This is a genomic window from Bacillus sp. AY2-1, from assembly GCF_008368965.1.
In the GTDB taxonomy this organism is placed as follows: Bacteria; Bacillota; Bacilli; order Bacillales; family Bacillaceae_G; genus Bacillus_A; species Bacillus_A thuringiensis_S.
Genome location: NZ_QPEL01000021.1, coordinates 25457 through 36147, shown reverse-complemented (window position 1 = coordinate 36147; position 10691 = coordinate 25457). Strand labels below are relative to the sequence as shown.

Below are 10691 nucleotides of genomic sequence, written 5' to 3'. Positions count from 1 at the left end.
ATTCTATAGGGTACATTTTATTTAAGAAAAAAGGATGCTTTTTTTTATTACTACTATTCTTAGATTTCGAGCATTTTCAAGGTGATGATCTGTACATACTAGATTTGTATATTACTTATTTTTTGACAGTTTAAGACATTTATCGACGAGAATTATTTCTGTATTAGTGTTTTTAGATCCTGCGGTTGCAATATTATTAGATACTGTTTTTACCGGATTTAGACCAACTAGTATGCAAGTAGTTGGGATTATCCTTATATTTGTAGGGATGGCGCTAACTTTTCGCAAGGGAAGAGAAGGCGAGTTATCAGTGGAGAGGAATGCTACCTCTGAAATATAAATCATGAATATAGTAACCTTCATTAGGCATCTCCTTTACGCGCCAATAAAGGGAAGTTGTAAAGTGAAAAGGAGTTTATAAAGAGATTGTAGAATGTTTTAGTATATGACACCTTAGATGTGACAACTTCCTTTTTGAAAAAGAAAGAAGGAGGCATAAAGCAGAAAGGTAGTGGAAATATTTCTTCTAGAAGATTTGCATTTTATCTTACATTCACCAAAAAATAGTACTCCTGAAATAATGAAGTTCATTTTATTTGAATGAAATAGGGAGAGAGGACGATGAAGAAAAAAATATTGGGTGTAATGATGATTGCGACAATGGCAGGAGGGATATTTGCAGGGACGAATGTGACGCCTGTAAAAGCGGAAGAGTATCCACAAATGATTGTGTTTGAAGATGTTCCATACGGGTTTTGGGCATATGACGCTATTATGGATTTAGCATATCATAAAATTATATTAGGGTATGGAAACGGGAAGTATGGTGTTGGTGATCTTACAACACGTGAACAAGTAGCTGGTATTATTTACAGAACACTTGAAATGAAAGAAGAAGGATCAGTAGCGAATCCGTATAAAGATATTTCTGATAGTACAACAACTTTTAAAAAGGAAATTTTGGCGTTAACAAAACGTGGTGTTTTTACAGGGGATGGGCAAGGGAACTTTAGGCCGAAAGCACCAGTCTCTAGAGCGGAAATGGCTGTCATTTTAAAACGAGCATTTACTTTTGAAACGAAGCAAAAACATACATTTAAAGATATTCCAAAAGGCCACTGGGCAGAAGATGCAATTAGTGCGCTACAATCTAATAATGTTGTAAGAGGAACTGGGAATGGCATGTATGAATTAAATCGCCCTGTACCTAGAGAACAATATGCTCAATTTATTAATAATGCGATTATTAATTATCATTTGAAAGAGGATTGGAGATAGAGTGAAATATGAAAGCACAAATAGAAATATTTGTGCTTTTTTGTTTGTTTAAAAAAGAATTATTATTCGTTTTTATGTATTTTTAATGTTATACATAAGCTTTATAATCAACCCCATAAAAAAGACATGATGTGTAATATGATTCACAAAACCGTCACGAAATGTGTCGGAAAATATACTATTTGTTATGTATATTTGAAAAAACATATACATATTGGGGAGGAAATGTAATGAGCAAAAAATTATTAAAAACAGCTACAGCATTAACAATTATGGGTGGGGTGTTATTCTCAGCAGAGAGTAACAATGTAAAAGCGGAAAGTGCACCGTTGCAAAAAACAAATACAATTGTATTTAAAGATGTACCAAAAGGGCATTGGGCATATGAGGCGATTCATGATTTAGCGGAACAAGAAATTATTTTGGGATATGGCGATGGAATATTCGGTTTTGGGGATAATGTAACACGTGAGCAAGTTGCAGCTTTAATTTACCGTGTGTTTGATATGGAAGAACAAGATGAATATGAAAACCCATATGGAGATATCGATGAAAATTCAACAAGCTTTATCGAGGAAATATTGGCTTTAACGGAAATCGGAATTTTCCAGGGAGACGAGAATGGAAACTTTAGACCGAAGGCGACGTTGACGCGTGCGGAAATGGCACAAGTTCTTACGAATGCTTTTGACTTACAGGCAAAGGGATCTCATAACTTTAATGATGTTTCAGCAAATTCATGGGCAACGAATGCAATTAGTGCAATACAAACAAATGGTATTACAATGGGAATCGGAGAAGGTAAATTCGGTCCGTCTATGAAGGTAACGAGAGAACAATACGCACAGTTTTTACATAGAGCAATATTGCATGATATGGAACAAGGGCAGTAATAAAGTTTAACTAGTCAAAGTAAAATTTAAAAATAATACAAAAAAGGTCGTTGTTGTATAACAGCGGCCTTTTTTGTATGGAATAAAGCGCGAAAGCATGGCGTTTTGAAAAAAAGTGAAATGAATTTTCAAAAAAAACTTCCTTTTCCGAAGATTTGTTATATAATATAAAACATAAAATCAAATCTGTTATAAAACAGTTTAAGAAGGGGATGCTAATATGTCGACGCAAACTTCACGGGTTACACTCGTTGGAGAAATGTTACCAGCGTACAACGAAATATTGACACCTGAGGTGCTTAGTTTTTTGAAGGAACTACATGAGAATTTTAATGAGCGCCGCATAGAACTTTTACAAAAACGTGTAGAAAAACAAAAGAGAATTGATGCAGGGGAGTTTCCGAAGTTTCTAGAAGAAACAAAACACATACGTGAAGCGGATTGGACAATTGCCAAGCTGCCAAAAGACTTAGAGGATCGCCGCGTAGAGATTACTGGACCGGTAGATAGAAAGATGGTCATTAACGCTTTAAATTCAGGAGCGCATCTTTTTATGGCGGATTTTGAAGATTCGAATTCACCAACTTGGGAAAATGCAGTGGAAGGTCAAATCAACTTACGAGATGCAGTAAAGGGAACGATTTCACATGAAAATGATAAAGGGAAAGAATATAGATTAAATGAGAAAACAGCTGTACTCATTGTACGTCCAAGAGGATGGCATTTAGAGGAAAAGCATATGCAAGTTGATGGGGAAAATATGTCAGGTAGCTTAGTAGATTTCGGCTTGTACTTTTTCCATAATGCGAAAGCTCTTTTAGCAAAAGGGAGCGGCCCATACTTTTACTTACCGAAAATGGAAAGTTATTTAGAAGCGAGATTATGGAATGATGTATTCGTATTTGCTCAAAAATATATCGGCATTCCAAATGGAACGATTAAAGCAACTGTGTTACTGGAAACGATTCACGCTTCGTTTGAAATGGATGAAATTTTGTATGAGCTAAAAGATCATTCTGCTGGCTTAAACTGTGGAAGATGGGATTATATTTTTAGCTTTTTAAAGAGTTTCCGTAATCATAATAAATTCTTACTACCAGATAGAGCACAAGTCACGATGACAGCGCCATTTATGCGTTCGTATTCTTTGAAAGTAATTCAAACGTGTCACCGCCGTAATGCACCAGCAATTGGAGGAATGGCGGCACAAATTCCGATTAAAAATAATCCAGAAGCGAATGAAGCAGCTTTTGAAAAAGTGCGTGCTGATAAGGAGCGCGAAGCTTTAGACGGTCATGACGGGACTTGGGTTGCTCACCCTGGACTTGTACCGGTTGCAATGGAAGTATTTAATCACATTATGAAAACACCAAATCAAATTTTCAGAAAACGTGAAGAAATATGTGTAACAGAAAACGATTTACTAGAGGTACCGGTGGGAACGATTACAGAAGAGGGCCTTCGCATGAATATTAGCGTAGGTATTCAATATATTGCATCTTGGTTAAGCGGACGGGGAGCAGCACCCATTTATAACTTAATGGAAGATGCGGCAACTGCTGAAATTTCAAGAGCACAAGTATGGCAATGGATTCGTCATGAAGGTGGAAAACTAAATGATGGTCGTAATATTACGCTTGAATTAATGGAAGAGCTAAAAGAAGAAGAATTAGCAAAAATAGAAAGAGAGATTGGTAAGGAAGCCTTTAAGAAAGGGAGATTCCAAGAGGCGACAATGTTGTTTACAAATCTCGTTCGAAATGATGAATTCGTACCATTTTTAACATTACCAGGTTATGAAATTTTATAAAAAATGAAAAGGGGATGGAATAAATGAAAAACGAAAGAATCGAGAAATTACAAGAAAGCTGGGAATTAGATGAGCGTTGGAAAGGGATCACACGTCCATATTCGGCAGAAGATGTAATTCGCCTGCGCGGATCAATTGATATTGAACATACATTAGCGCGCCGCGGTGCTGAGAAGCTTTGGACATCGCTTCATACAGAAGACTATATTAACGCACTTGGCGCATTAACAGGAAATCAAGCGATGCAACAAGTAAAAGCTGGGTTAAAAGCGATTTACTTAAGTGGTTGGCAAGTGGCAGCTGATGCAAACCTTTCTGGACATATGTATCCAGACCAAAGTTTATATCCAGCGAACAGCGTACCTGCTGTAGTGAAACGAATTAATCAAACACTTCAACGTGCGGATCAAATTCAACATATGGAAGGAAGCGATGATACAGACTATTTCGTACCGATTGTAGCAGATGCAGAAGCTGGATTTGGTGGACAATTAAACGTATTCGAACTGATGAAAGGTATGATTGAAGCAGGTGCATCAGGTGTGCATTTTGAAGATCAATTATCTTCAGAGAAAAAATGTGGCCATTTAGGTGGAAAAGTACTACTACCAACGCAAACAGCGGTACGTAATTTAATTTCTGCACGTCTTGCAGCAGATGTAATGGGAGTGCCAACAATTATCGTTGCAAGAACAGATGCAGATGCAGCTGATTTAATTACGAGCGATATCGATCCTGTTGATAAAGCATTTATTACAGGAGAAAGAACACCAGAAGGATTTTACCGTACGAATGCAGGTCTTGATCAAGCGATTGCGCGCGGTTTAGCGTATGCACCGTATGCAGACCTCGTTTGGTGTGAAACGTCGGAACCAAATTTAGAAGATGCAAAACGATTTGCGGACGCAATTCATAAGGAGCATCCAGGAAAGTTACTTGCATATAACTGTTCACCTTCATTCAACTGGAAACAAAAACTAGATGAAAAAACAATTGCGAGCTTCCAAAAGGAAATCGCATCTTACGGTTATAAGTTCCAATTCGTAACACTTGCTGGATTCCATTCATTAAATTACGGTATGTTTGAACTAGCACGTGGCTATAAAGAGCGCGGCATGGCAGCATACTCTGAACTACAACAAGCTGAATTTGCAGCAGAAAAACACGGCTACTCTGCAACACGTCATCAACGCGAAGTAGGAACAGGTTACTTTGATGAAGTTGCACAAGTGATTACAGGCGGAACTTCATCAACGACAGCGTTAAAAGGATCTACAGAAGAAGCACAGTTTACGAAATAAAAGGAAGGGGCACCTGTTTGAAGGGGGCCCCTTGTTATTTTGTGAACGATTCGAAAAGAGATATCAATTTATCGGCAAAAAACGATACTAACTTTTCTTTATTACTAAATCAACGCCACTCAGCCCTATGATTACGAATAAACTTCATATCTTTCTCATAATGCTCTAGATGTCCTTCATCAATCATTCTTTGGAAATTCAAGTCGCCTTCTTGCGCTTTTCGTTTCATATATGTACATAACCCTTCTAATCGTAGCAACACCATTCCTAAGTAATCTTCATCCATATTTTTACCATAGGACTGAACGAATAATTTCACTCTCTCTTTAATACGATCTGCATGTTGCGATGATTCATAATGAATGGCTTCACCAGATTCTGTATAATACACTCTACTTAAAGGCACACAAGTATAAAGTGTATAAGCGATATCCCATAGTCTTGGACCAGGAGCAGCAACATCGAAATCAATAATCCCTACTGGCTTCTTATTATTAAAAATAATGTTATATATGGCAAAATCATTGTGGCATAAAACCTCAATGTTATTTGGCGTGTGATCCATCGGTTTCCAATCATCTAATAACGGAAAATCACTTACAGCATCATGGTAAAGGCGGAGCATCTTTGCGATTCCTTTTAATACATCATTAGATCGCATATATTCTTTTAAAGGATAATTCCCAGCTTCTCCTTCAATAAAGGATAAAACCTCTCTATCTTCTTCATCTACACCTAAAAACTTTGGAGTATAATGAAATCCTTTGTTTTCTAAGTGTTGTAATAGCTTATGGATTTTTGCGCTATCTGGCTTTAACTCTCGACGAACAGTATTTTCAGAACGATATACGTTCGAAACGTTTCCGCCTGTTAGCTTTTCTTCGTTATCGTAGTTTGACATGTAAAAATTCCCCCTATAATTAAAAAATCCAATTCCAAATAGTGAATAGACCAACAATGGCAGAAAAGAGAAGGCAAGCAAGGAATGCTAGACAGCCAAAAGGAACTAGCTTATCTTGCCATGTTTCTTTATACTCATAAATTAACTCCTCTGCTACTTTCTTCTGCACTGAAGATAAAGGTTGATCTTTATACAAAGCTTTTATATGGTTAGAATCGCCTTTAAACTTTAAAGCGCGTGCAATATGATGAGGGTTATTTCCCATTGATTTCTCAAATAATAAACATGATTCATGCATAATATCTGTTTTATGCTCCTCTAGATACCAGTAACGTCCAGCCATTTCTGGATATTGTAATTTATAATAAATATCTCCGAGTTGTTTTCGAAGATGTAATTCATTTGGGTATGTAAAGATGAGGCCGTGCAATCTGTCTCTTGCTTTTCCAAGATTATTATTTTCAATATCCTCTTCGATTCTTTTTAATGTTTTTCTAGGAATTTTGTTGTTCATAAATTCCTCCTTATTTGGAATAGAGATAATTATATTTTATAAGAAATACTAAAAATTAGAAATTCCATTTTAGAAAAAGATTGTACATTTTATTTTAATGTGCTATGATGATGTCAGTTGAATAGTTAAATTAAGCAATCCATATGTTATCAAGTGCTGAAAACGAACGAGAAAAAGTATGTGAGAACTAGTTTATGTTTCGTATTTGATAATGTGTGGATTCTTTTTTTAGACAGGAAGACTAAAAAATTTAAAATTTGTATTTTCTTAGGAGGAAATAATTATGGCAGTAACAGGACAAGTAAAATGGTTTAACAACGAAAAAGGTTTCGGTTTCATCGAAGTTCCAGGCGAAAACGACGTATTCGTACACTTCTCAGCAATCGAAACTGACGGTTTCAAATCTTTAGAAGAAGGTCAAAAAGTTAGCTTCGAAATCGAAGACGGTAACCGTGGACCTCAAGCTAAAAACGTAATCAAACTATAATTTTATAGTTGATGATGGAAAAAAGGATGGCTAATGCCATCCTTTTTTTTTAGGTTGTGCAGAAATTTTTTTCAGAGCCTGTTTTTATATCTAAATCTCTTTTTCTATGTTACAACTGGTAAAAAATTATCGGGAATGCGTATTAGTTTCTGTATAAGAATTAGTTCAGCAAGAGCATTTGCTGCGTATGATAGTAAATAACTATAAGTTTGTATTCTTTATTGAAATAGGGGAATATTTTCCAGATAGACCTTGAGTCTCATCTTTTTTGTTAGTATTGTTATTGGAATTTTGTACGTTTTGAGATGATGTTTCTAACAGTTGTTCTTGTTCCTTGCTAGGAGTATTCAGAGCATCTGAGGGGATGCTATTAACCTGCTGACTTAATAGATTTTCTTTATCCATAGTATACAACTCCTTTTTAGAATTCGATAAAAAGCAATGTAATTATAAACAGCTACTTATATATATTGTGTTTTTGAATGACATTATATACAAAACTTATATTACAAAGTTAATTAATTGACGAATTGTTAGTGATGGAAAAAGATGTACAAATTTAAATTTTTTAGTAAAAATTTAAAGCGGGTAACAAGTACAAATACTCTTTCTCATGTTTTATATAAGGATCATATTACAAATCAAAAAAGATGTAGAGAACCTTGGAAGAAAATATAGTTGTTTTTCTAAGGGTGAAGAAGAATAAATAAAATGATACTACAAATGTAAAAAGGCTTTCCAAAAAGGAAGGCCTTTTACTCTTTTTTCGCTACGTTTTTCTTCTCACGTTTTTTACATTCTGTACATTTTGATTTACGAAACGGTTTGGCAAAGAATAGCAGAATAAAAAATAAACCGAATATAATACTAGCTGAATTTTTCACGATAATGACGCTACTATTTTTCATTTGAATCGATGGTTGGATCTCTTTTTCTTCCATAGTGGCCCTCCATATATTGGATTTACATTTTAATTATAACAAAGTTAATTGTTGTAATGATGTGAAATGAGGAAGTGATTTCAAATATTTATAGCAGTATAAATGCTTTTTTGTGCACAATGCCATCTTGTTATTTTTATATATTTATTTTGAAATTTGAAGAATGTTTGATAAATAATAAATTAATGTAAAATAGTAGAATGTGCAATCCGTTTTCTTTTCATAGGTGCTAAAATTATATATGCAGCTGCTAATATAAATGGAAAAAAGGAGATAATAGAGTATGGAAAGTAAAGTGGAACGCTATGTCGAAAATTATGTTGTAACGAAAAATACGATGGCCTTACTTCCTGTTATTCTAAGTGAAAAGAAAATTGTTACGCGAGTCGTTGAAATGAATGATTCTTTTTTCGTATTTCAAAAACCACTAGATATTATAGAAAGAAGTTGCCGAAAGCATGGTTCTAGTTTCTTAGGCAGAAAAGAAGGAACGAAAGAATTAACTCATATTACACATAAAGCACCGATTGCGATTAGTCCTACAGATCAACTTTATTTTTTCCCTACCTATTCTTACTCTAGAAAAGAGTGCGCTTGGTTGTCTCATTTTTATATTGAAGGTAATAAAGAATTAAAAGATGGAAATCTTATTATTAGGTTTATAAATGGCTTTGCTGTGAAATTAGAAATATCAAAAACTAGTTTTGAAAATCAACAAAATCGTACAGCGAAATTGCGTACTGAATATGAAGATCGTAGGAAAAAACAAGGGAGCCCTTGTTTTAAAGAGATTGATAAAAAAGAGGAATCAACATTAAGACCTGCTTATGAGAGAGTGTATTTTGTGAAGGAAGGCGAAGTGTGAAAGGATGGGGGAATCATCCCCATTCTTTTTTTGTTTATCCGCTATTTACCGGGCAGTAAGACGCACACATCAAAATTCAGCGAAAGCAAAGAAGTTAGGTGGGGGCCCTGCTGCCTGTAAAAGCCGGATTGGTGAGGGTTGATTAAAGTTTCATTTTATCAATCTTTATAGATAAAGAGATGTGTTAGAAAAACCGAGTTGTAATTTCATTTACCGATAAAAATACCGGAAAACCACCTAAATAACAAAACGAACGACATTTCCTGTCGAATATTGATAGATTATCATAGCTAAATAATGAAGGAATTCTTATGAAAGATATGGAAACTTTAATAAATACATCTCCATATGTCGTATCTACCATTTCCTCTTTCATATAAGCAATGATACAGTAGGGATAGTATTTAGAGTAAAGGGGTAAAGTGTAGAATGGATTTTCAGACAATCAAAGAGTATTTTTCACCAGAAAATATGGATCATATTGTTGAGAGTTATAAAGCGTTCGGACCACTTCTTGGTATTGGTTTACCGATGATAGAGGCGTTGATTCCAGCATTACCGCTTATTGTATTTGTACTGGCGAATGCTGTTGCATTTGGCTTTTGGCTCGGTTTTCTTTATTCATGGCTTGGATCAGTAATGGGTGCATTACTTGTCTTTTTCATCATCCGCCATTTTGGTCGCAGTCGTTTCTTTTCGTTTGTAAATAAGCATGAGAGAGTAAGAAAAGCAATGGGGTGGATTGAAAGGAAAGGATTCGCACCGATTTTTGTTATATTTTGTTTTCCGTTTACACCGTCAGCGCTAATAAATGTTGTCGCTGGTTTATCACGAATTAGTGTAAAACAGTTTGGGCTAGCGTTAGCATTCGGAAAACTTGTGATGATTTTTATTTTAACGTATATCGGTCATGATTTAATGTCATTTATTCATAATCCGGTGAAATCAGTCATTGTAGCGATTGGTATTTTTATTTTATGGTATGTCGGTAAGAAAATTGAAGTAAAGTTAGAACTACATTAAGAATAGTCTTCTTTGTAAAGGAAAGCTTCAGTATTAAAGGATAAGGGGAGAAGCGGATGAAGAAAACTTTGAAAAAAGAAGGCATAGAGTGGATACGAACAATTTTAATTGGTGTATTATTAGCTGTATTTTTTCGAACGTTTTTCTTCTCAACGTATGTTGTAGAGGGGAAGTCAATGATGCCGACATTGCAAGATGGTAATATGCTCGTTGTAAATAAGGTGAGTTATCAAGTTGGGGACTTGAACAGATTTGACGTTGTGGTGTTTCATGCGAATAAAACAGAGGACTATGTAAAGCGAATTATCGGTTTACCTGGAGATCATATTGAATATAAGCATGATAAGTTATATATAAATGGACAATTTATTGATGAGCCGTATCTAGAGAAATATAAGAAAGAGATAAATGGAAGGCAACTAACAGGCGACTTTAAATTAGAAGAGTTAACGAAAGAAAAGCTGGTGCCACCCGGGTTTATTTTTGTAGTAGGTGATAACCGGCTCGGGAGCTGGGATAGTAGACACTTTGGCTTTGTAAAAGCTGATACAGTCGTCGGTAAAGTTGATTTGCGATATTGGCCAATTCAAGAGGTGCAAACGAATTTTTCAAAAGGTTGATATAATAGATAGAAGTATAGAAAAGACAAACAACTCAGTTTGTCTTTTTTCGTGTACT

General features: G+C 35.1%; 12 protein-coding genes and 1 pseudogene. 9 read left to right on the top strand and 4 right to left on the bottom strand.

Translation table 11 applies throughout. The features are described 5' to 3' along the window. The 5 genes and pseudogenes from DN403_RS06370 to aceA all read left to right on the top strand — a co-directional run. Positions 1 to 340 (top strand): annotated as a pseudogene (locus DN403_RS06370) (EamA family transporter); the annotation flags it as partial. A 281-nt stretch (positions 341 to 621) separates the two neighbouring features. After that, positions 622 to 1278, top strand: a complete 657-nt coding sequence (locus tag DN403_RS06365; RefSeq protein WP_000727105.1) for an S-layer homology domain-containing protein — start codon at positions 622 to 624, stop codon at positions 1276 to 1278. 230 nt (positions 1279 to 1508) lie between these two features. Next, on the top strand, positions 1509 to 2171 hold the full coding sequence (locus DN403_RS06360; protein ID WP_016097893.1) for an S-layer homology domain-containing protein: 663 nt from the start codon (positions 1509 to 1511) through the stop codon (positions 2169 to 2171). A gap of 220 nt (positions 2172 to 2391) precedes the next feature. After that, positions 2392 to 3981 carry a malate synthase A gene (aceB, locus tag DN403_RS06355; RefSeq protein ID WP_000107342.1) on the top strand — a complete coding sequence of 530 codons (1590 nt, stop codon included), beginning with the start codon at positions 2392 to 2394 and terminating at the stop codon, positions 3979 to 3981. A gap of 23 nt (positions 3982 to 4004) precedes the next feature. Further along, positions 4005 to 5282, top strand: a complete 1278-nt coding sequence (gene aceA, locus DN403_RS06350) for an isocitrate lyase (protein ID WP_000787346.1) — start codon at positions 4005 to 4007, stop codon at positions 5280 to 5282. 109 nt (positions 5283 to 5391) lie between these two features. On the opposite strand, the gene DN403_RS06345 is transcribed toward aceA, so the two are convergent. Both DN403_RS06345 and DN403_RS06340 read right to left on the bottom strand, forming a co-directional pair. Beyond that, positions 5392 to 6183 (bottom strand): phosphotransferase, encoded by a 792-nt coding sequence (locus DN403_RS06345; RefSeq protein WP_149185355.1) that lies wholly within the window; start codon positions 6181 to 6183, stop codon positions 5392 to 5394. 19 nt (positions 6184 to 6202) lie between these two features. Continuing rightward, positions 6203 to 6697: a DUF6584 family protein gene (locus DN403_RS06340; RefSeq protein ID WP_001060337.1), complete on the bottom strand. Its 495-nt coding sequence runs from the start codon at positions 6695 to 6697 to the stop codon at positions 6203 to 6205. A gap of 283 nt (positions 6698 to 6980) precedes the next feature. On the opposite strand from DN403_RS06340, the gene cspA reads away from it, so the two are divergent. Continuing rightward, positions 6981 to 7184, top strand: a complete 204-nt coding sequence (gene cspA, locus DN403_RS06335; RefSeq protein ID WP_000301518.1) for an RNA chaperone/antiterminator CspA — start codon at positions 6981 to 6983, stop codon at positions 7182 to 7184. Between the two features lie 201 nt (positions 7185 to 7385). Here the strand turns inward: cspA and DN403_RS06330 are convergent, their stop codons facing one another. Both DN403_RS06330 and DN403_RS06325 read right to left on the bottom strand, forming a co-directional pair. Beyond that, positions 7386 to 7589, bottom strand: a complete 204-nt coding sequence (locus DN403_RS06330; protein ID WP_149185354.1) for a hypothetical protein — start codon at positions 7587 to 7589, stop codon at positions 7386 to 7388. Positions 7590 to 7939: 350 nt separating this feature from the next. Further along, complete coding sequence (locus DN403_RS06325; RefSeq protein WP_000391375.1) at positions 7940 to 8125, bottom strand: hypothetical protein; 186 nt, start codon at positions 8123 to 8125, stop codon at positions 7940 to 7942. A gap of 283 nt (positions 8126 to 8408) precedes the next feature. Here DN403_RS06325 and DN403_RS06320 point away from each other — a divergent pair, with 283 nt between their 5' ends. The 3 genes from DN403_RS06320 (at position 8409) to lepB (ending at position 10633) form a co-directional block, all read left to right on the top strand. Beyond that, the gene (locus tag DN403_RS06320) at positions 8409 to 8990 is read left to right on the top strand and encodes a competence protein ComK (protein ID WP_000444446.1); all 582 of its coding nucleotides are present in this window, start codon (positions 8409 to 8411) and stop codon (positions 8988 to 8990) included. A gap of 429 nt (positions 8991 to 9419) precedes the next feature. Beyond that, positions 9420 to 10013, top strand: a complete 594-nt coding sequence (locus tag DN403_RS06315; RefSeq protein ID WP_000347517.1) for a TVP38/TMEM64 family protein — start codon at positions 9420 to 9422, stop codon at positions 10011 to 10013. Between the two features lie 56 nt (positions 10014 to 10069). Continuing rightward, positions 10070 to 10633: a signal peptidase I gene (gene lepB, locus DN403_RS06310; protein ID WP_149185353.1), complete on the top strand. Its 564-nt coding sequence runs from the start codon at positions 10070 to 10072 to the stop codon at positions 10631 to 10633. Positions 10634 to 10691 lie beyond the last annotated feature (58 nt).

Bases quoted from the DNA above. Each gene is read 5' to 3' on its own strand.
- DN403_RS06345 (WP_149185355.1), bottom strand. From the start codon at position 6,183: ATGTCAAACTACGATAACGAAGAAAAGCTAACAGGCGGAAACGTTTCG.
- DN403_RS06315 (WP_000347517.1), top strand. From the start codon at position 9,420: ATGGATTTTCAGACAATCAAAGAGTATTTTTCACCAGAAAATATGGAT.
- DN403_RS06330 (WP_149185354.1), bottom strand. From the start codon at position 7,589: ATGGATAAAGAAAATCTATTAAGTCAGCAGGTTAATAGCATCCCCTCA.
- aceA (WP_000787346.1), top strand. From the start codon at position 4,005: ATGAAAAACGAAAGAATCGAGAAATTACAAGAAAGCTGGGAATTAGAT.
- DN403_RS06360 (WP_016097893.1), top strand. From the start codon at position 1,509: ATGAGCAAAAAATTATTAAAAACAGCTACAGCATTAACAATTATGGGT.
- DN403_RS06325 (WP_000391375.1), bottom strand. From the start codon at position 8,125: ATGGAAGAAAAAGAGATCCAACCATCGATTCAAATGAAAAATAGTAGC.
- lepB (WP_149185353.1), top strand. From the start codon at position 10,070: ATGAAGAAAACTTTGAAAAAAGAAGGCATAGAGTGGATACGAACAATT.
- cspA (WP_000301518.1), top strand. From the start codon at position 6,981: ATGGCAGTAACAGGACAAGTAAAATGGTTTAACAACGAAAAAGGTTTC.
- DN403_RS06320 (WP_000444446.1), top strand. From the start codon at position 8,409: ATGGAAAGTAAAGTGGAACGCTATGTCGAAAATTATGTTGTAACGAAA.
- aceB (WP_000107342.1), top strand. From the start codon at position 2,392: ATGTCGACGCAAACTTCACGGGTTACACTCGTTGGAGAAATGTTACCA.
- DN403_RS06340 (WP_001060337.1), bottom strand. From the start codon at position 6,697: ATGAACAACAAAATTCCTAGAAAAACATTAAAAAGAATCGAAGAGGAT.
- DN403_RS06365 (WP_000727105.1), top strand. From the start codon at position 622: ATGAAGAAAAAAATATTGGGTGTAATGATGATTGCGACAATGGCAGGA.